This is a genomic window from Vibrio sp. 1167 (assembly GCF_033340375.1).
GTDB classification, from domain to species: Bacteria; Pseudomonadota; Gammaproteobacteria; order Enterobacterales; family Vibrionaceae; genus Vibrio; species Vibrio alginolyticus.
This window is the reverse complement of sequence record NZ_JAWOWK010000006.1, coordinates 150,287-171,297: the sequence shown is the minus strand read 5'-3', so window position 1 is coordinate 171,297 and position 21,011 is coordinate 150,287. Positions and strand designations below refer to the sequence as shown.

The following is a 21,011-nucleotide window of genomic DNA, read 5'->3' as shown; positions in this document are numbered from 1 at the left end:
TGTGTTACTTCCTTATTTTTATAGTAGGTTGGCTTTTGCGTAGAGTTCGTGAGATTCGATCTTTAGTAACTTCACTGTGTCTTTGAATCGACTAGAAATCTTATAAACGGTTGTTAGTGTCGGGGATGAGTTGTGTACGGCTGGCTGAAGCTCTACCACTTGCTTAGGAGTTAGGTTCAAACCTAATAACCAGACTGTGATTACCGTACTCTCTGCGATCCTTGGTGTATCACCTATCAATGAGAACGTAAGAGTTCTTAAATCTGATTGAATTAATTCTGCAAGGCGTTGTTTTGCTGTCATTGGGATACCTTGATGTGCTGAAATATCGTGTAAAAAGGTGTGCTGCTTACTTTTGTGTAAATACGCCAAGATTTAATAAAATTTACTTACATTTCAGTGCCTTATGTAAATTTTTGGTGTACTGCTTAAAATTGGGGTATTTGGACTAGTTCGGGAAGGATAGAAATATTTCTATATGTCCAATTATACCATAAACAGCATATTTATTCCTGAAAGTCTGCATGTTTATAAAGTAAAATATGATACATAAACATTTAAAATATTGGCTCTAGTGTAGATATGGCAAAATATCTAAATGGATAGATAAGTTAATGGTGGCAAGGTTTTGAAGTTCAAAATTGAGAGATCGACTCACTGAGCACAGCACACACGCCCAGATGTGAAAATCGTAGAAATGTAGAAATATTTATGCACCTTACCTGCATACAGAAGACACTCTATTCAAACACCCCACTCTATGTACGTCCGTACAAGCACACACAGCCGCTTTAGGACAACTCGATGCAAGTGCATTCTTCACACAATTAACCTTCTCTCAGAAGCGTACATAAGCTTTAAACACTACCCTTTGCAACGATGTTGCAGCTACAATACATTGTCACGGTGTGACCAACATAATTTCATTTAACAATACAAAAATTATTATGTGCGCACCAAACCACAATCATACACCAAGCCTTATACAGTAAGGGATTCGAGCGTTTTATTACCGTAATAATAACATTTCAAGTGCGCGATAGATCCATTATGTTAAATTAGGCCATTCTAATATTTATGAATTGAGGTTGAATGGTGTATTTTCGATAGTTTTCTATCTTTAAAGTTGGGAGTTTTGAACAAGAAAAGTTTGAAATTATTTGCACTATATTGGGGCATTGCAAAAACAGGTAGCTTTGTATAGATACCTCACCAACATCGTATATAAAGATAAATTAGAATTTACTAATTCATCGTTCATTATCCCTGTCCTCTCAGCACATCCTAATCAACATTAATACATTCATACTAATTCACCGCTAAAACGCTTCTACTGGCGACACAGAAGCATTTGCACACCAATTACCCCACAATCATACATCCAGTGCACAAATCGACTTAATATCTGAGTATTTGCATTTATATTGCACAAATGGGTTATATGCATTTATTGAATTATTATTCAGTGGCGATTGTTGCATTTTTGGTAAGTTGATTACCATTTATGAAAAGTTTTAATCTGTGGGGTAAGAATGGATAGAGAGGTTTGTTTAGCACCTCTCCAGAATTTTGATATGAATTTTAGTACTGCTTTATCTCTTCAAACTTGTAATTGTCAGGATACAAAAAACAATTTCTCAGCAATAGATCTTGCTCACTACTACTTGTTCTAGTAACGAATACTTTTACCGTGAAATCTTCAGGAGAGCATACATTAACTTGGTATTCGCCTAAGTTTAATATTGTATCCTTGGATAGTTCAACACCACTAATAATACTACCTGTTGATAACTCAATTAAAGACAATACTAGCTCTTTAAATTTAGTCATCGCCATATTTAAGTACTTCTCACTTTGTGTAGAAAGTCCTAATTCTAAGAGGCGTATCTCTCCACTTTCTAAACCGTAACCATAATATGAAATCATATTATTATTATAAATATTACCCGATGTGTAGATTGGGTCGCATGTAAAACACTTCATACCTTTAGGGTTGGTCGATTCATTGAATGGTCTGTTGACTATCTCTGGTAGGAATTCCATAGCCTTGTTTATATCCCAACTCATACCTTTTATTCCTTTGTTTGGATTGAATAAGGAAACTGTACCAGCTTATATGCAACAAGATTGTGACAAGGAAATCAACGTAGAAACTTACTTATTCAACTATCTTAATCTGTGCATCTTACGGCACCGTGAGGATCTTTCTTACAGATTGATCCGTCCGACCCCCTCAATTTACCATGCGTATCCTCACGCCATGTATTACCCTTGTTATCCCTAATGATTCCGTTTGCATCAGTCTTATATATTGAGCCGTCAGAGCCTCGTATAGCTCCATGAGCGTCAACCTTATACGTTGTTCCGTCCGATGATCTAACAGTGCCTTGAGTGTCCGTCCTGTACCTTGTCTCTACCCCATTGGAGTCCTTACAACGTGTTATTCCTATCGCATCGGTTTTACAGATGGTTTCTGCTTGGGTAACAACTGGGAGTAGACAGAGAGTAGCTAGTAATAATCGTTTCATGGTGATGACTCTTGTACTTCTGAACAGGGTCCAAACAACATGTTTGAGTATAGCAATATCATCAAGTTTTAATTTGATTTCCTAGTTAAAATTACTCGGAAGTCTTATGTATCAAGGGTTCTGGTTACTACATAGTGTATATGAGTGGAGGATGGAAGAGGAGGAGAAATAATATATATGAACAAAGAAATGCAGATTTTTGATTACGATGGCATGGACATTGAAACTATCATGTGGGAGAACCACAAGGGTAAGGTTGTTCCTTACTTTAAAGCTGAGGCTGTAGCCACTATTTTAGGTTATGAGAAGATCAGTAAATCTTACGAGCTTTGTAAAAATAAAATTAAACTTTCTAAGTTGGATATACTTAAAGAAGAAAGCTCTAAAAAAGAGCTTTCTAGTAAAAACAGTAACTTACGAACACCTTATCAGACACTTGTCAGTGAAGGTTTAAGTCATAATGAAATTATCGTCAAGAATGTTTGGATACCTGAGAACGATATTTACCGACTAGTTATGCGCTCTAACAAACCCGACGCTGAAAAGTTCCAAGATTGGGTGTGCGAGGAAGTGTTACCAAAGATTCGTCAAGATGGGATGGACTTTTCGACATTGTTGTCGGAAATCGTTGTCCGTGGTTGATATATTCGGAAACGCTATAAAACAGCGTTGCCAGTGATTTCAACAACTTACCTACCCTCGCTTGACAAACTATTTTTAAATGGTAGATTGGTAGGTATAGATATAAACAAAAGTCAACTCAAATAACTTAAAAAGCGACATTCATCACAAATAGTTGTTGACAATCATTCTCATTTAGTGTTATTATATAAGAATAGTAATTCAGTTTACTACTCTAGCATTCAGATCGTCCCCGATCACCTTACCACCTCACAATCTAATTTATACACTACGTGCTGAACTTGTTCAGAACCACACGTTGGTGGTTTTCTCGTATCTGCAATATAAGGATTTTTAATATGACATACACACTACCAGATGAAATCAACTTAACTACCCTACCGCTTATTACTCAGTTACAACTTCGGCGGTTAATGAATGGTGACACCACTCCAGCTAATGTTAGTCAACGAAAGAGTGTTAGAACTAAAGAAGGCAAATTCAGCGAGGCTATTCATTATGGGTTAGCAGTGTATATCTTTCGATTGATTGAAGAATTTAACAGTAATATTGAAGAGGAAGTTTGATGAATAAAATTGATGAAGAGAGAAAGAAAACTATAGACCGTGTTATTGAGTTAGAACGTAAATTCTATAAAGGACAATGGGAACATAAAGACGGTGAGGAATATGCTTACTTAGTAACTGGGAATTATATGATATGGCTTACTCCTGAATCATTCCTATCCTATTAATCTAATCCTCCACTCATATACACTATAGATACTCTGTAACCCAAGCCACATAAGGGATTGAGTTAATTTTAACTATAAACTGAAATTAAAAATCAACGGAGAATATCAATGAGAGCAACAATATATAACGAGCAATCAAAGCAAGTAATTGCAGAAATGGCACAGCAACAAAACAAATCTATTAGTTACATCATTAACCAACTTGTTTACAAAGCTATATCCCAACAAGAGGAGACGGAAACATATGCAGGGAACGAAGTACGATAATAAATCTCACCCTAAAGTAAGAGAGCAATCCCCTCACTTCATTGACAACGTTTACTCTTCATTAAAACAAACCGAAATCAATATAGAATATAACGGCGGTGTTAAGTTTCACAGACAATACAACCGTGTCATTACACAACTACAAACCCTATCAGGTAGTAAAAAATCCTATGGTGCAAGGCTTTTCCTTTACATGGTTAATCTTGCAAAAAGCCGTAATAACGTAGGGTTCAAAGTTAGCCTAGATAAACATCTATTCAAAGACAAAGGTAAGGATGATGTATCTTTTCAATCATGGATAGACATGCTTCAGGTTGCGGTCAATGAAGGATATGGGGCACTTTACATTGGCGACAGTACAAACGAAGAAGGGATCTGTAAACAATACGTAAGCGTGTTTCAACTTAGTGATAAAGCATTCACTTTACTTGATGGGATGAACGAAGATAAAGCACCGAATACCAAGATTAAAACCCTTAGAAACAGCGTAAGTACAACTATCAAACACAGTAAAGTTTGGGAAGAAGAAGTTCCAGCAAAGGGTAAAAAGATTCAACAGGGACGATTGAACGAACTGAACACACATCTACTCGATTTCACTTTCAAAAATCATCTTGGTGTAATTGTCGATCCACAAATGGGTAGAAAATTCTCCTTGTACTCCAATGATAAAAAGAATAATGGTTTAACGATGTTCGATAGCTATGGTCGTTATGTGAATGCATTTCAAAGTATGAGACAGCCACAGCGTAAGGACATTACGATTAATGATTTACCAGTATGTGAAGGAGACTATTCATCGAATCATGCTTTCATTGCCTACGAATTAGAAGGCATTAGGCCAGAGCAAGCGCACGGAGAGTTTAAGCCATACATGATCCCTGATTGTGATAGCCCAATTAAAGGAACCCAAGAGGCTAAACGTGCTGTGTATAAACTCGCAATGATGATGATGTTTAACAGTGGTAATCCTGGTAAGAGTTTATTCAATGAAATAGATAAGATTTTCACTAAACTGGATAACTATTTACCCTCTGAAATTGTCGGTGATAAGGCTTTAGTCTTCAAAGACCTGCACAGACAACCAACAGAAACTGAGTGTCATGATATTGTTCGCCAGCTACGGAAAAAGAACCATAAGATAGAAAAGTATTTTGATGGTAAATCGGCTGCCCTACTACAAAATTATGATAGTCGTATTGCAGAGCAAGTAATGCTCTACCTGAAAGCGCATGGCCTACCATACATCTGTATACATGATAGTTTCATTACTTTCTCATCTGCATGGAAAGCCTTAGTTGATGCAATGTTTTATGGCTGGCGAGAAGTATTGGGTTCAGACATGAATTGTAAGGTTGATTTCAAATACGGTAAACCAGCACCAACGGAAGAACTAGAAGAACGTGAAGATTATGATCTTTGGATGGAAACAACTACCGAGCAAGAACGCCGATTATTTGTTAACGGTGCGGTTCAACACTTCTTTGATTGGGAACAACTTGCAGGAGTTTGGCGGCAGTCAGGTCGTGAGTTAACCCCATTAATGATAAACAATAGAGATAATCTACCCATCCCCTTTTAGCGCAACGCTGACACCAAAACTTACCTAGCTACCATAGACTACACTGAAATAAATCTGATACATGCTTTGAGCACAACGTAGACACTCTAGTGAGCTTTGAAAATGTACCAAAAACAACACAGAGGAAAATTTTATGAACACACATTTCACTGTATTAAAACCAGAACAAGATCTTAACACTATTTTTATCACTCAAGATGAAGATACAGCTAAACGAGTTTTTAATAATTCAACCGTACCTTTACAAATTGCTGGGATGCCAATTACTAATCAAGACACACAAGATCTTGTCGAACTATATGAGAATGAGTGGTTAGACCTACATCTCAATGAGTTTAAATATCCTTGTGAAAAGAACGGTAGTGTTTACACATATGCAACTCTATCAAGTGAACAGTTTTTAGGGCTTCTTGTTATGCACCCAAATATGTTGAACAAAATGATCACTGTTGACAGTTACAAGGGGTGTAAAGAAATCACTGAAGAACTAGAGCAAGAATTGTATAAGTTTTTCCTTGAAGAACTGTAAGAAGGCTTAAACTCTCCTTAATACTCTCTCTCTGCACCACCTTAACACCCATCTAAATAAAACCTAATACAATCGCCCTCTATACGTGCTTAATCGCTTGTAGGCACGTTTTCGCACGTTACATAGGGCAGATATAACAATAAGGAAATCATAACGTGAAGAAATACCGAATTAGAAAGCTGAAGCAATTTCGCCGCCGTTTTAACTATGCAATGGTGGGTTAATGGAAAATTTAAAACAACGATATGAAATGCTTCTTTCAAAACTAGAGCCAAAGAAACAGGTAAAACTTGAGGAACTGGTTAATGAGTGGCTACCAATCTACAAACAAGATTTAGTTTGTGTCCTAGCTAACACTGATTATGTCATCGAGCAAAGCCCTCAATTGATACCTATGGGTGGTGGATTATCAGTTTCTAAGATGAGGTTTCAAGCTTACCTAAAACACTCACAGACATGCAAAACCGTTCTTTTAGATGTAGGTTTCAACGCTTATAAAAGCAAACCTGAAAAGGCACGAATGCCTTATTTAAATAACTGGTTAGAACGTTCTTTATCACCTCCTAAGAGACAAAAACCCGTTAAGGCACTGAGTGCAAGGTTCATTAAGATGCTCAAAGACTTCGACTCTGGCGCAGGTGTAGATAAACACATGCCAACTTTAACCGAAGTAAACCGATTAATTCCACATATGAAGAATGTTATAAACTGTAAAAGACAGCCTACCGTTTACGATTGGTTTTATAATACTAAGATACCCCATGCTGAACTATGTATTTTAATTCAAGAAATTCATGATCAGTTAACACAAAAATAAGCAATAGTCTATATTATTTTAATGTATTTACTATACAAATAAATATATTTTTGATATAATAGTTGTATAGAGTGATTTAAAAGACTTCTCTAGTTTTATTCGACATCCTTCCTATGTTTTCGATAAAATTTTCCTTTGTTATCTCTAGTGTTGCAATGCTTTAAACATTTCTCATGTTTACTCAACTTAATTAGTAGTGACGGGCACCTCCTTTCCCTTAGCTATTATTTAAGTTGAGGTTTTGCAAGATTGAATTGTAAACATTTTGATTACAATACTCTATACATACCTATTCACCTCTCCAGTGAAACCAAGTTATCAAAACTTACCTAATTTAAATTAAACCTAATCCAATTAATGGAGACAAAACCATGCGAAAAAGGCTTTTGTATAATTCCCCTGAAGCTTTACTTGATGAGCTTATTACAGGTAAACGAACAATCCAAAATACTTACATATTACGTTATCGAGCTTTGAACGTTTATGATGACTATGAGCAATTTCAGATCATAGACGAAGCTATAAAAATGTACCAAGCATCAAACAAAATAAAATTAATCGATTTCTAATCTATCCCCTACCAATAGCAGCAACACTATAATAATAAAAAGGAAGTAACATGAAGATAACTGCGCTTATCGAACTATACCCACAGCTAAACAAACAACAATTAATTAAATTGAGAAGTCATTTTTACAGTATTAAAGGTCGCTGTAATAGTAAATGTGATCATCATAAACACTATCACGATGTTGATTTTAACTTTACAGACTTAATTGAATTCATCGACTTTATTCTATCTGAAAAATCGAAAGGTCGTGATTACTTTACAATCAAAAATCCACATGTTTGTAGACTCTTCGATAAAGGTGAGTATTCCACGACTAACTGTATTATTCGTAGTAGGAAGCAAAACATTAGAGAAAGTTCTGGATATGAATTCAAGATTTACGACAGTCTGACTGGAAAGGTCGAGTATTTCAATAGTGTTAATCTTTTCTATGAAATCAATAAGCATGTCTTAAACATTTCACTTGCCACCTTATATCGTCGTATAAAAGATAATAAAATTATTACTGTAACCGATGGCGTAACAAGTGGCTATATCAAAATTTCCTACATCAAATAACTATAACAAGGAATATCATGAATTACCTTTCAAAAGAAATCTTATCACGGCCTCAATTAGCGAGCGTTGAACTTTTTACAACTGTTGGTGAAATTCTTGAAGATAGAGAACTTCGAAAACAATTAACCTCTGATAATAGCGGTTTTAAATCTACAAACACTTTGATTGATAAAATTGAGGCATTACCCAACACGAAGGTTTTAAATGTAGAGGGTGCATGTACGTATCGTAGCAACCCATATCAAATGTTGTGTGGTGGCTGTTCATACCAAAACCTTGTATCCCAGATGGAAAGCTATGCAGCTAATGGAGTTAAAACCATTGTCATGCTTGCCGATTCTGGCGGCGGTGAGGCTATGGGAGTGTTTCAAGCTGCAACCACAATCAAACGTATTGCCAAAGAGAATAATATCAATCTAATTGGGTACTGCGATGGAATGGCAGCCAGCGCTTGTTATGCACTTTTAGCGGTTTGTGAAAGCATTTATACACATCCTATGGGTCAACTTGGTTCTATTGGTGTAGTTGTTCAGCTTACTGATACATCAAAAGCTCTTGATATGGCGGGAATTAAAAGAATTTTCGTAACTGCAGGTGAGTCCAAAATTAGCGTGAATTCATCAGGGCACTTCAAAGATGAGTTTTTAGCAGACCTTCAGCAAAGCGTCGATGAACTTTATACAGATTTTATCAATCATGTAGCATCTAACCGCCCTATGTCAGCTAAACAAGTAAGAGATACGCAAGCTAAGGTTTTCTCTGCCAATAAATGTTTAGATATTGGCTTAGTTAATGGAATCAAAACACCAGATGAGTTTCTTCGGTTTTTGAAAAATTCAAAACCACATCAACCTGTTAATTCACAAACAAAAGCGTCTACATCAACCTCTAAACCAACTTCAAGTACTTTAACTGGCTATGAACGTGCTAAAGCCGTAGCACAAGCAAGTGTTAAGCCCGTAGTCAAGAGTGATGAGCCAGAACCAGAACTAACTTATGAGCAAGAGAAAGAACAACACCGCATCAAGTTAGAACAAGCTGTGAAACGAGCGAAAGAGAAACGAGGTTTGTAATATGTCAGACGAAACAAAACTAGTATTACAAAAACTTAAAGCCCTCCAATCTCTAATTAAAAAACAAAAATAAGGATAACAATAATGAGCATTGCAACTACTAACACCCTACCAAATGTCCAAACTGTTGAAGAATTAATTAAAGAGTATTACCGCACTCAAGTTAAATCAGAGATTGATCTAGAACGTGTAGATAAAGTGGTTAATTTCAACCTAGCATCTTACAACCTACCTTACATGTCATCACGAGCACCTAAACCATTTATCTCACGCAAAGATCAAATTACATATCTTTTAAGTGGTAATAACTTTGTCAATGAAAATAAACTGTGTGCCTACCATCATGAGCACTGCAATTTGGGTTTGCAACACCTTTTAGTGACTCATGATGAATTGTTGAAAGAAGGATATAAAACAGTCTCTAGTCAAGAACACAATTTATTCCATCAATTGAGTGTTAATAAGCTTATCATGAAGAAGCCTGATTGCTTGATTGAAAAAGATATTAAATTTATCAAAGAGCAAGTTGTATCTCTTCTTGATGAACTCAACGAAATCGAACGTAAAGAAAAAATGGATGTTGTAAAAGCAACGAATTGGGCTCAAAACAAGCATTCTGAACAGAAAGCAGCTTATGATAAAGCTATTGCTGAATTAGCCGCTAGTGAAGCTAATAGCCTAAATGATATGTATGTTAATTTCTCACAATACTTTGATAGCATTGAGTCAAGAGATTATTGGTTCTTCGAGGATGTACAAGCAATGTGTGGTGATGCTGCGAATAAAGATATTGAAGAAGTTCTTACCCATTTAAATTTCATCCCTCTTCGTAAATATCTCGCTGATGATAAACAGCATAAACTTTGGGTGAAAGAAAGTGAAGCTGAAAATCTCGATTACAAGAGTATCGAATATAACAAATAAAATGATAACTGCCCCTTTTAACTAAGGGGTTAATAAAATGCCTATGGAATTTATACAACTACCTCCCCTCCTTCTGATCCTCATCCCTATTCTAATTATCAATACCCTATTTGGTAAACCAAAAGAGAAAGATCCTAAAGAAGATTATCGAACAGTATTGAAGAAGATAAAGAAGATTGTGGATGAAGAACTGAGAAAATAAGGAAAGATTATGATCACACCTACCTATTTGATGTCTAATGATGACCTTGGTAGATTTTATGCCGATGCTTTTACCGAAATCCTACCTAGTTATCAAGCTAATGCTACCAAATACCCAGTAAGCGATAAGAGCGTTATCACTTCAAATGTAGTTAAGAGCAACCCTACATTATCACTTACCTGTTACGTTGGTAAGAATCCCCTCTCAAATATAAATGGTAATTTGTTAAGTATTGATGACAAAGAGCAACGCCCTTTGAATGCCCATGAAATTCTTCTCACTTGGTTTAACAAAAGCACTAAGTTAACAATCGTGAATGAGTTTTACAATTTAAATGACTACGTCATTGTTAAATATACGCCTCGACAAGTCAACACAACTGATTCTATGGAATATCGACTCCTATTAGAACATATCCGCAACGTGTCTTATGAAAAGGGATACCTTCTAACGTTTGCCGATGAACAAAAGTCACTTGATGGTCAACGTAAAACTAACAGCTCTAATAATGGCTTTAGTTCGAAGGTGAATAAACTACCTGATTTATATAAAGATGGTTATGTAAATCTCATGGGGTTAGAACAAAAATCGAATGAACAAAAGATTAAAGAATTTTTTAACAGAGAAGGTTAATAATTATGGCTCGACAACTCCATAAATTTACAAATACCGTTGCATGGAAATTAGATCGCCCCAGTTGGAACTCAGTATTAAAACAGTCCAAGCAGCTTGCAAGACAACTTGAGAAAGCTAACCCTGAAAATGTTCTTGGTGTTGGTGGTTCGCCTAGCTCTAGGCGACAACGACAACAAGATCAAGATTCTCACATAAAACATTATCGAAAATTACAGCTTGAACAAGAGAAATTCGAAGCCACCCAGAAGAAAGTGTTGCTACGATTTACACAATCCACAAGTGCAATTCGAGATATGAATGGGGCAGAAAAGAAGGTTCTATTAAATAAGCTCAAGCAAGCAAAAACTACCGATGAGTTGTTACACCTTGAGAAGAAGCTCAAGAATCAAGTAAGTGATACCAATCGAAAAGAGAAAGCCCGAACACGAGAACTATCTAAACAAGCAGCGTTAATCACTCGCCAAAACAATGAGCGTAGAATGGCGGCAGCATCATCTCTTAAAAATGCAGGAATGGCGGCAGGTTTGACGGTTGGTAGTTTAGCCGCTTTAGGTATGCAACAATCGTTACAACGAGCTACCGAGCTGGACGCTGCTTTCAAGAAGAGTGGTTTAGATAATATTAAAACATTCCAAGATATTGCGGCAGCTAGTGCCAAGTATGGATTGAGCATGGATCAAGTATCTGATCAATATAAGGACTTCGCAGACAAGCTCGGAGACTACCAACTAACAGGTGGAGGCGAATTCTCCGATGTGGCTGAGTGGTTGAAGAAGAGCAATAAGATCTCCGAGGAGATGCTAAAAGAGCTAAAACCTCTCGAAGCAATGAAGTTGATTCAAGAAGAAGCTAAACGCCGTGGAACGGACATGAATAAATTAACCTTCATTATGGAATCATTCGGAAATGACGCAATCCTCCAGTTCAAAGCGATGGCAAACATTGAGGAAATTCGAGCACAACGAGAACGATTTAACCTCAACCTCACACAGCAAGATATTGAAACATTAGTAAAAGCACGTCAAAACATTTCGTTAATCGGGGAAGGGTTTGGTCGCCTAATGGATGAATTTCTTGTTGGGTTTGGTGGAGGTAATATCAACTCCATTATGACTGACTTAAAAGAATTACAGCCTACTTTCCGACAAATGGGTGAATCTGTAAGGTCTTTCGTTAACACAGCTGTTAAACATGGTGATGAGATTATCACGATTGGTAAAACAATTGCTTCAATTTGGGTCGGTTCGAAAATCTTTACTGTATTAAGCGGTGGCTTGGGTGTTGTAAATACATTAACAAATGCATTCAAAGGTTTGTTCAAACTAATAGGTCGAGCCGCTGGTGCATTAGGATTTGGTAGTGCAACAAGTGCAAGTGTTAAAGGTGGTGCAGCCGCACGAGCAGCAGGTGGAGCACGAGCAGCAGCAGGTTTAGGTTTAGCATCTAGAGCGAACCCTTACCTTGCTGGGGCGTACGCTGTATATGAGGGCAGAAAAGGCGGCTTGTTAGACCCTGAAAACTTCTTTGGTAGAAATAAATTTACCGAGTTCTTAAATACCGATATCTTTGATCTACTTGGTCGTGCTGGTAGAGAGATTAGTTCAATTCAAACACAACATCAAAAAGTAGATGTTAACCTCAATATCGTATCCGATGTGAATCATAACGGGAACATTGTTAACACAATTCGTTCTGAGATAGACAACGCTGAAGAGCAAAGGATGATAGGCTTTTATCAAAATCTCTCAGCTTCAAATTAGTAACTAAAACATAGCACCCTGTGTGATAAAACTATGAGAATGCCCTGCCTTTTTGGTGGGGCTTTTGTTTGCTCAATATTAAAAATTTATGCCATAATCACTATCACACATTAACTAAGTTTTGTGTAACACATAAAAATATTGAGTAACTTGCTGATTTGGTTGACTTTATTGTATTTAAATTTCGTCTTCACAGACGTCTAGACCAGGATTGGTCTGTATTTTGCTATTTACCCATTTCAGTGGGATTTTTCGGTCGGACATTATACGTAACTTTCTTAGTTAATGTAAGCTAAATCGGCGCCATTCTCCACACCAAAATTCACTTCAAAAATGACCGAAATATTTGTCCTATTCTGCAACTTTTTTACTACTTAAAGCAGGCATTGCTCAACGAGAATCCCACTAATATCGGTCTTCCTGAACCACTTTAACCACGCGGTACCTGATAAAATTGTCAGGGTTACAACAATAACCACTTGGGGTGTGTTTACTGTTCGTATTGCTAGAAAGCAACGAAGAATAAGCCGTCCCTGTTTGCTGCTAAGTAATACCAATCACCGCAGACAATGAGCGCTCATAGCAAAGCAAGGTCGTGGGTAACAAGACAAAAATTGTCTTTAAGTCATTAGTTCACATCAAAAATAACACTAATGCTATCGTGTACTCTGACTCACTAGGTTCGCTCTGCACTCTCGGTGATTGGCATAAATCAGACAAAAAGGAATAGAACAATGTCTATGCTAAATCTCGACCTAAATTGGATTTTTGGGACATCTCAAGATGACGATATGACAGGCACAAAAGGCTCTGAAACAACCGATATTTTCTTCGGCTTCTGTGGTGATGATAAGTTTGTAGGATACGGAGGTAATGATATTGTCTTCGGTGGCTGGGGAGACGATACCTTGCTTGGTGGCCGAGGTAACGACTTTGTTTCTGGCGGCTTTGGAAACGATTTCCTATCCGGCGGATTAGGAAACGACAAACTCTTTGGTGGCTGTGGCGACGACACAATTTTTGATTATTCAGGCAACAACTACTTGAATGGTGGCTGGGGTAACGACACACTCGTTGTTGGTGATGGTGAATCAGTACTGAGCGGTGGCTGTGGAGACGACACCTTCGTGCTTACAAACCGCCTGGCTATTGGTGTACCTGATCAGCCAGTATCTTCCAACGATATTGATGTCAAAGCCGACATTGTCGATTTTAATATCTTCCATGACAAACTTGTCTTTGATATGGGCCGAGACACTGATAACGATGGCATTCGAGATACGTTCTTGGATTCAGCGGATGATCTGACTTTATCTTACAATGAATGTGGCTGGGCAGTATTCTCAAGTGATGAATACAATGTTGAAGTGACACTAAACGGTGTGAGCTCTGCATACATCAACTATGCAGAACAAAATGGTATCGACATTTTCGATTTCGCTTAACCTCAATCAGTTAAGTTCAATGAGATATTCGATATGACAACTAAAATAGGAGGCGCGATGCCTCCTATTTTGTTTGGCGGTGGTGTGCGTCTACTATTCGAATGGTGCAGGGTCACCTGATCCCAAACGAACTACAACAGGTTCACCTTCGCTAAAGTCAATTACAGTCGTAGGTTGTTCACCTAGGTAACCGCCATTAAGAATCACATCAACCGCATGTTCTAGTTTATCGCGAATATCCTCTGGATCAGATTCTGTTACGTCACTGCCAGGTAGAATCAACGACGTAGACATCATCGGCTCACCTAATGCTTCCAACAAGTCCAAGGCAATTTGATTGTCTGGGACACGGATACCGATGGTCTTACGTTTTGCATTCATCAAACGACGCGGTACTTCTTTAGTACCTTTGAAGATGAAGGTGTAAGGACCTGGTGTGTTATTTTTCAGCAGTCGGAATGCAGAGTTATCCACTCGCGCATAGAGAGAAAGCTCCGACAAATCACGACACAGTAAAGTAAAGTTATGCTTATCATCCAGACGACGAATCTGACAGATTCGTTCCAGTGCCTGTTTGTTCTCCAACTGACAGCCAAGTGCGTACCCTGAATCAGTAGGGTAAACCACAACGCCGCCGTTACGAATGATTGCTACTGCTTGATTAATCAAGCGAGCCTGTGGGTTTTCTGGGTGAACGTAAAAAAACTGGCTCATTGTAATTCCTCATTATCGAGCCTCTCGGCTCTATATTTTTATGGGTTCTCGACTTCGTATTACTGAGTATTATTCAACGAAGGATCTATTCCCCAATCTTTCCAAACTGGTTCGACGCCAGCAGGCAACCATAGGTTCCTTCCTAGCTCCATCCACGGTGATGGGTAGTGAAAATCACTGCCTTGAGAGGCTAATAGTTTGTATTGTATAGCATAATCAGCCAAGTTGCGCCTTTCTTGTTGCGCTTGCTGTGGCTGTGCAACTTCCATCGCATCACCACCCGCTTCGACAAACGCTGCTAGAAGACGCTTAATCCACTTCGCTGTCAACTTATATCTACCAGGATGCGCTAATACCGCCATTCCACCAGCCGCATGGATAGCATCAACCGCATCCTTCATCGAACACCAATTCGGTGGTACATAACCTGGGTTATTACGCGTTAGGTATTTTTTAAACACCATTTGCATGGTTTTTGCGTAACCATTATCTACCAACCATTTCGCGAAATGCGCTCTTGTCACTGGAGCATCACCGGCGATTTGCCTTACCTCTTCAAGCACACCTACTCGAGTTGCTTTTTGTAGTCGCTCTGCAATTAACTCAGATCGTGTTATGCGATGCTGCTTCTGTTGTTCTATGAGGGCAGATAATTGTTCATTTTCCGGATCGATATTCAGGCCGACAATATGAATATCTTTGTTTTGCCAGACGGTCGATATCTCAATGCCATTGATGATTTTTATCGGCAAATTATTATCTTGAACGTATTGCTTAGCTAACGCCAAACCGTCAACCGTATCATGATCAGTGATCGCCAAAACCTCGATATCAAAACTCAGCGCCCTTTCCACTAAATCTTTAGGTTCTAACCGACCGTCCGATGCAGTGGTGTGACTATGTAAATCAATTCTCATATTTTTATCGTTTTAATGCCGTTTTGGGGTTGACTTTTTACTCTCGCACTAGTTAACTAGTACACAAATACAAAGTACGTAATTTAAGGTTCACCATGTTACAAGAATTTAACCAAAACCAAAAAGCGAAAGTTGCGGTTTGTCTTAATAAGGCAAACTCATCAGATCTTGCTTGGTGGCGCACTTGGACTAGTTCTTGGTGGGCAAACGTATACTTCTAGTTTATAGAACCAAACGTTGTAAAGCCCGCTACTTAAGCGGGCTTTTTTGTTTTGTTGCTCATTTCACATTCAACTGCCTAAACATTAATCGAATATAGCCAACTCTAGATTGGGAGAACGTTTGCTTTATGCGACTATGTACGGCAGGAAGATTTAAACAGCTACAAGGAGGTCTTGTGAACAAGGCCATTGAAATTAAGAAACTTGGACAGCTTGAAGCGCTAACGGCTTCCGTCCCTTATACTCAAGACCCGACTCGCTTGTTCCACACACTATGTGAGAACAAAACTGACAGCCTATTGCTGGAATCTGCTGAGATCGATTCAAAGCAAAATTTAAAATCCCTGCTGATCGTAGATTCAGCGGTTCGCATTGTTTGCTTCGGCCATACCGTTAGCATGCACGCCTTGACCAATAACGGTAAAAACCTACTGTCTCACCTAAACCAGAACATCCGTGGTGACGTTGAGAGCAAGTTCGATGGCGAAACGCTAACTTTGCAGTTTAACCAGCCATGCGACACGTTAGATGAAGACTCTCGCCTACGTGAAGCCTCTTCTTTCGATGCGCTGCGTTTGGTTCAGCATAGTTTTGATATTTCACAGCAAGACAAACACGCAATTTTCCTTGGTGGTCTGTTTGCCTACGACTTAGTCGCAAACTTTGAGCCGCTTGGTAATGCCGAAGCAACAAATCAGTGTCCAGATTACGTTTTCTACGTCGCGGAAACACTACTTGTTGTCGACCATCAAACGGAATCTTGCCAGCTTCAAGCGACGTTGTTTGTTGATGGTTCAGAGAAAACAACGTTGGAGACTCGTATTGCAGAAATTAGCGCCCAGTGTGCAGCGCCAAAACTGTTGCCGAGTGCAGAGCAAATAACAGATGTAACGGTAGAACCTAGCGTGTCTGATGCAGACTTCTGCCAAACCGTTCGCGACTTAAAAGAGTTCGTAGTGAAAGGCGATGTATTCCAAGTTGTACCGTCTCGTAGATTCACTCTACCTTGTCCTTCTCCACTGGCGGCTTATAAAGAACTGAAACAAAGTAACCCAAGCCCTTACATGTTCTACATGCAAGATGAGCTGTTCACTCTGTTTGGCGCATCACCAGAAAGCGCGCTTAAGTATGAAACCGATACCAACCAAATTGAAATCTACCCAATCGCAGGCACACGTCGCCGTGGTAAACGCCCGAATGGAGAGATTGATTTCGACCTAGATAGCCGCATCGAACTTGAACTGCGCACAGACATGAAAGAAAACGCAGAACACATGATGTTGGTTGACTTGGCACGTAACGACGTCGCTCGTATTGCTCAAGCTGGTACTCGCCACGTAGCAGACCTTCTAAAAGTCGACCGCTACAGCCACGTAATGCACTTGGTGTCTCGTGTGGTTGGTCAACTGCGTGAAGACCTAGACGCCCTGCACGCATACCAAGCATGTATGAACATGGGTACGCTCACCGGCGCACCTAAGATTCGTGCCATGCAGTTGATTCGCGATGTAGAAGGCGCACGACGCGGTAGCTACGGCGGCGCTGTTGGCTACCTCACTGGTGAAGGCACACTCGACACCTGTATCGTGATCCGCTCAGCGTACGTTGAGAACGGCATTGCTCAAGTTCAAGCTGGTGCTGGCGTGGTGTTCGACTCTGATCCACAAGCGGAAGCAGACGAAACGCGCGGCAAAGCACAAGCGGTAATCTCTGCTATCCAAGCAGCGCATAAGTCACAATAAGGAATAGGGTTCAGAGATGGCTAATATCATTTTTATCGATAACTTTGACTCGTTCACCTACAACCTTGTGGATCAATTCCGCTCGCTAGGTCACTCAGTCAAGATTTACCGAAACAACATTCCAGCAGAAACCATTGAACAAGCGATAAACGAGCTTGAAAACCCGGTGGTTCTGCTGTCACCAGGTCCTGGTGCACCGTCAGAGGCAGGCTCAATGCCAGAGCTTATCCAACGTATGAAAGGCAAAGTACCGATGATCGGCATTTGTCTTGGTCATCAAGCAATTGTTGAAGCGTACGGCGGTACTGTTGCTGGCGCGGGCGAAATCATTCACGGTAAGGTCTCTATGATGGAGCACCAAAACCATGCGATTTACCAAAACCTACCATCACCACTTGCAATTGCACGTTACCACTCGCTGGTTGCGACCAAGGTTCCTGAGAGCCTAACCATCACAGCAGAAGTGGATGACTTGGTCATGTCTGTTGTACATGAAGAAGATAAAGTTTGCGGGTTCCAGTTCCACCCGGAATCTATTATGACGACCTACGGAGCAACACTGTTGGCCAATGCCATTGAATGGGCACTTGAAGAACAAACTTCAGCGAACCCACTCACTGCTTAAAAAGCACTTGGCACATAAGAAATTTAGGAGAGGAAATATGGAAGCAATCATCAACCCTATTATTACCAAACTGTACGAGCAAGAATCGCTTACTCAGGACGAGAGCCAACAGCTATTCGACATCATTATCCGTGGGGAGCTAGACCCAATTTTGATGGCGTCAGCACTGACTGCACTAAAAATCAAAGGCGAGACACCGGATGAAATTGCAGGCGCAGCGAAAGCACTGCTGGCAAACGCCAACCCATTCCCTCGCCCAGATTACGATTTCGCAGATATCGTAGGTACTGGCGGCGACGGTCACAACACCATCAATATTTCAACCACTGCGGCGTTTGTTGCTGCAGCATGTGGTCTAAAAGTAGCAAAACACGGTAACCGCAGCGTTTCGAGCAAATCGGGTTCTTCTGACCTTCTTGATTCATTTGGTATCAACCTAGCTATGAGCGCAGAAGATACGCGCAAAGCGGTAGACAATATCGGTGTTGCTTTCCTATTTGCACCTCAATACCACGGTGGTGTGCGCCATGCGATGCCAGTGCGTCAAACCATGAAAACACGCACCATCTTTAACATTCTTGGCCCACTGATTAACCCTGCTCGTCCTAACATCGAATTGATGGGCGTTTACAGTGAAGAACTGGTTCGTCCTATCGCAGAAACCATGCTACAAATGGGTATGAAGCGCGCCGCTGTAGTACACGGCAGTGGCTTGGACGAAGTCGCGATTCACGGTGAAACAACCGTTGCCGAAATCAAAGACGGTGAGATCACAGAATACAAATTAACGCCTGCAGACTTCGGTCTAGACGCGCACCCACTAGAAGCAATCAAAGGTGGCGATCCTGAAGAAAACAAAGCGATCATTACCAATATTCTGACGGGTAAAGGTACAGACGCACAATTGGGTGCAGTGGCAGTAAACGTTGCTCTGCTAATGCGTCTATTCGGCCACGAAGATTTAAAAGCCAACACGCAACAAGCGATTGAGGCAATGAATTCAGGCAAGGCGTACCATTTGGTACAACAACTTGCCGCACACGCTTAAGGAATTGAAGAAGATGACTGACTTCAACACTCAGCAAGCTGACAACCTGTCTGAACACGTTTCTAAAAAAGAAGCAGAAATGGCAGAAGTACTGGCGAAAATTGTCCGCGACAAATATCAGTGGGTAGCAGACCGTAAGGTTTCTCAACCGCTAAGCACATTTCAGTCTGATTTGCTGCCATCGGATCGCAGTTTCTACGATGCTCTGAGTGGCGAAAAGACGGCATTCATCACCGAGTGTAAGAAGGCATCTCCTTCTAAAGGTTTGATTCGTGATCACTTCGACTTGGATTACATTGCATCAGTTTACAACAACCATGCTGACGCGATTTCGGTACTGACAGACGAAAAGTACTTCCAAGGCAACTTTGACTTTCTTCCTCAAGTGCGCGGTCAAGTCAAACAACCCGTTCTGTGCAAAGACTTCATGGTAGATACCTACCAAGTTTACCTAGCACGTCATTACAGTGCTGATGCCGTGCTACTGATGCTTTCTGTCCTAAATGACGAAGAGTACAAAGCGCTAGAAGAAGCAGCACACAGCCTGAACATGGGTATCCTGACCGAAGTCAGCAACGAAGAAGAGCTTCATCGTGCTGTTAAGCTAGGCGCACGCGTTATCGGCATCAATAACCGTAACCTTCGCGACCTAAGTACTGATTTGAATCGTACGAAAGAACTGGCACCGACAATTCGTGAACTGGCTCCTAACGCAACAGTAATCTCAGAATCTGGCATTTATACACATCAACAAGTTCGTGATTTAGCGGAATACGCAGACGGCTTCTTGATTGGTAGTTCACTGATGGCGGAAGATAACCTAGAGCTAGCAGTACGCAAAGTGACGCTGGGCGAAAATAAAGTCTGTGGTCTCACTCATCCAGATGACGCAGCAAAAGCGTATCAATCTGGCGCAGTATTTGGTGGCCTGATTTTTGTCGAGAAGTCGAAGCGTGCGGTCGACCTTGAGAGTGCGCGCTTAACCATGAGCGGTGCTCCGCTGAACTATGTAGGCGTTTTCCAAAATCACGATATCGATTTTGTTGCTTCTGTCGTGACCTCTTTGGGTTTAAAAGCGGTGCAACTGCACGGTCAAGAAGACCAAGCTTACGTAAACCAACTCAAAACCGAACTGCCAGCAGCGGTAGAAATTTGGAAAGCTTACGGCGTTACTGATGCCAAGCCAGAACTACTAGCAGACAACATTGATCGCCATCTATTAGATGCGCAAGTTGGCACTCAAACTGGCGGAACTGGTCAAGTGTTCGACTGGTCACTGATCGGCGACCCAAGTCAAATTATGCTAGCGGGCGGACTGTCGCCAGAAAATGCTCAACAAGCAGCGACACTAGGTTGCTTGGGATTAGATTTAAACTCTGGTGTAGAAAGCGCACCAGGCAAAAAAGATTCACAGAAGTTGCTCGCGGCATTCACCGCTATTCGCAACTACTAAAGCTGGATATCAGCTAAAAAATTT

General features: G+C 40.1%; 22 protein-coding genes and 1 other annotated feature. Of the genes, 18 read left to right on the top strand and 4 right to left on the bottom strand.

The window, feature by feature from the left end; all coding sequences use genetic code 11:
• Positions 1–18: 18 nt before the first annotated feature.
• Complete coding sequence (locus R7Z78_RS15325) at positions 19–303, bottom strand: hypothetical protein (protein WP_169644188.1); 285 nt, start codon at positions 301–303, stop codon at positions 19–21.
• A 1,278-nt stretch (positions 304–1,581) separates the two neighbouring features.
• A complete protein-coding gene (locus R7Z78_RS15320; RefSeq protein ID WP_169644186.1) occupies positions 1,582–2,067 on the bottom strand; it encodes a hypothetical protein in 486 nt (161 codons plus the stop codon).
• 638 nt (positions 2,068–2,705) lie between these two features.
• On the opposite strand from R7Z78_RS15320, the gene R7Z78_RS15315 reads away from it, so the two are divergent.
• From R7Z78_RS15315 to R7Z78_RS15255, 13 genes are all read left to right on the top strand, one after another.
• Complete coding sequence (locus R7Z78_RS15315) at positions 2,706–3,170, top strand: Bro-N domain-containing protein (RefSeq protein ID WP_169644185.1); 465 nt, start codon at positions 2,706–2,708, stop codon at positions 3,168–3,170.
• A 338-nt stretch (positions 3,171–3,508) separates the two neighbouring features.
• Entirely contained in the window at positions 3,509–3,736 is a 228-nt protein-coding gene (locus R7Z78_RS15310; protein ID WP_025606976.1) for a hypothetical protein, read from the top strand.
• Positions 3,736–3,903: a hypothetical protein gene (locus tag R7Z78_RS15305; RefSeq protein WP_154204372.1), complete on the top strand. Its 168-nt coding sequence runs from the start codon at positions 3,736–3,738 to the stop codon at positions 3,901–3,903. The genes R7Z78_RS15310 and R7Z78_RS15305 overlap by 1 nt, the downstream gene beginning before the upstream one ends.
• A gap of 244 nt (positions 3,904–4,147) precedes the next feature.
• Positions 4,148–5,752 (top strand): hypothetical protein, encoded by a 1,605-nt coding sequence (locus R7Z78_RS15300; RefSeq protein ID WP_140101681.1) that lies wholly within the window; start codon positions 4,148–4,150, stop codon positions 5,750–5,752.
• 133 nt (positions 5,753–5,885) lie between these two features.
• On the top strand, positions 5,886–6,281 hold the full coding sequence (locus R7Z78_RS15295; protein WP_169644183.1) for a hypothetical protein: 396 nt from the start codon (positions 5,886–5,888) through the stop codon (positions 6,279–6,281).
• 223 nt (positions 6,282–6,504) lie between these two features.
• Positions 6,505–7,098 carry a hypothetical protein gene (locus R7Z78_RS15290; protein ID WP_169644180.1) on the top strand — a complete coding sequence of 198 codons (594 nt, stop codon included), beginning with the start codon at positions 6,505–6,507 and terminating at the stop codon, positions 7,096–7,098.
• Between the two features lie 619 nt (positions 7,099–7,717).
• Complete coding sequence (locus R7Z78_RS15285; protein WP_169644178.1) at positions 7,718–8,227, top strand: hypothetical protein; 510 nt, start codon at positions 7,718–7,720, stop codon at positions 8,225–8,227.
• 17 nt (positions 8,228–8,244) lie between these two features.
• Positions 8,245–9,300, top strand: a complete 1,056-nt coding sequence (locus tag R7Z78_RS15280) for a S49 family peptidase (RefSeq protein ID WP_169644176.1) — start codon at positions 8,245–8,247, stop codon at positions 9,298–9,300.
• An 84-nt stretch (positions 9,301–9,384) separates the two neighbouring features.
• Positions 9,385–10,224 (top strand): hypothetical protein, encoded by an 840-nt coding sequence (locus tag R7Z78_RS15275; RefSeq protein WP_169644175.1) that lies wholly within the window; start codon positions 9,385–9,387, stop codon positions 10,222–10,224.
• A gap of 37 nt (positions 10,225–10,261) precedes the next feature.
• Positions 10,262–10,426 carry a hypothetical protein gene (locus R7Z78_RS15270; RefSeq protein ID WP_169644173.1) on the top strand — a complete coding sequence of 55 codons (165 nt, stop codon included), beginning with the start codon at positions 10,262–10,264 and terminating at the stop codon, positions 10,424–10,426.
• 9 nt (positions 10,427–10,435) lie between these two features.
• Complete coding sequence (locus R7Z78_RS15265) at positions 10,436–11,059, top strand: phage baseplate protein (protein ID WP_169644171.1); 624 nt, start codon at positions 10,436–10,438, stop codon at positions 11,057–11,059.
• 5 nt (positions 11,060–11,064) lie between these two features.
• The gene (locus tag R7Z78_RS15260) at positions 11,065–12,822 is read left to right on the top strand and encodes a hypothetical protein (RefSeq protein ID WP_169644169.1); all 1,758 of its coding nucleotides are present in this window, start codon (positions 11,065–11,067) and stop codon (positions 12,820–12,822) included.
• Between the two features lie 734 nt (positions 12,823–13,556).
• Positions 13,557–14,267 carry a calcium-binding protein gene (locus tag R7Z78_RS15255; protein ID WP_104975455.1) on the top strand — a complete coding sequence of 237 codons (711 nt, stop codon included), beginning with the start codon at positions 13,557–13,559 and terminating at the stop codon, positions 14,265–14,267.
• A gap of 93 nt (positions 14,268–14,360) precedes the next feature.
• On the opposite strand, the gene R7Z78_RS15250 is transcribed toward R7Z78_RS15255, so the two are convergent.
• Together R7Z78_RS15250 and rnm are read right to left on the bottom strand one after the other, a co-directional pair.
• Entirely contained in the window at positions 14,361–14,981 is a 621-nt protein-coding gene (locus tag R7Z78_RS15250) for an L-threonylcarbamoyladenylate synthase (protein WP_005376791.1), read from the bottom strand.
• A 59-nt stretch (positions 14,982–15,040) separates the two neighbouring features.
• A complete protein-coding gene (gene rnm / locus R7Z78_RS15245) occupies positions 15,041–15,898 on the bottom strand; it encodes an RNase RNM (protein ID WP_005386777.1) in 858 nt (285 codons plus the stop codon).
• Positions 15,899–15,993: 95 nt separating this feature from the next.
• Here rnm and R7Z78_RS15240 point away from each other — a divergent pair, with 95 nt between their 5' ends.
• The 5 genes from R7Z78_RS15240 to trpCF all read left to right on the top strand — a co-directional run bounded on the left by R7Z78_RS15240 (position 15,994) and on the right by trpCF (position 20,987).
• On the top strand, positions 15,994–16,119 hold the full coding sequence (locus R7Z78_RS15240) for a trp operon leader peptide (RefSeq protein ID WP_005376787.1): 126 nt from the start codon (positions 15,994–15,996) through the stop codon (positions 16,117–16,119).
• Positions 16,066–16,169, top strand: a sequence feature (Trp leader region). It overlaps the preceding gene by 54 nt.
• Positions 16,170–16,295: 126 nt before the next feature.
• Positions 16,296–17,861 (top strand): anthranilate synthase component 1, encoded by a 1,566-nt coding sequence (locus R7Z78_RS15235; RefSeq protein ID WP_065274672.1) that lies wholly within the window; start codon positions 16,296–16,298, stop codon positions 17,859–17,861.
• A 16-nt stretch (positions 17,862–17,877) separates the two neighbouring features.
• Complete coding sequence (locus tag R7Z78_RS15230) at positions 17,878–18,486, top strand: aminodeoxychorismate/anthranilate synthase component II (protein ID WP_054577683.1); 609 nt, start codon at positions 17,878–17,880, stop codon at positions 18,484–18,486.
• 37 nt (positions 18,487–18,523) lie between these two features.
• Entirely contained in the window at positions 18,524–19,534 is a 1,011-nt protein-coding gene (gene trpD, locus R7Z78_RS15225; RefSeq protein WP_104975456.1) for an anthranilate phosphoribosyltransferase, read from the top strand.
• Positions 19,535–19,547: 13 nt separating this feature from the next.
• On the top strand, positions 19,548–20,987 hold the full coding sequence (gene trpCF / locus R7Z78_RS15220; protein WP_104975457.1) for a bifunctional indole-3-glycerol-phosphate synthase TrpC/phosphoribosylanthranilate isomerase TrpF: 1,440 nt from the start codon (positions 19,548–19,550) through the stop codon (positions 20,985–20,987).
• Positions 20,988–21,011: the final 24 nt, after the last annotated feature.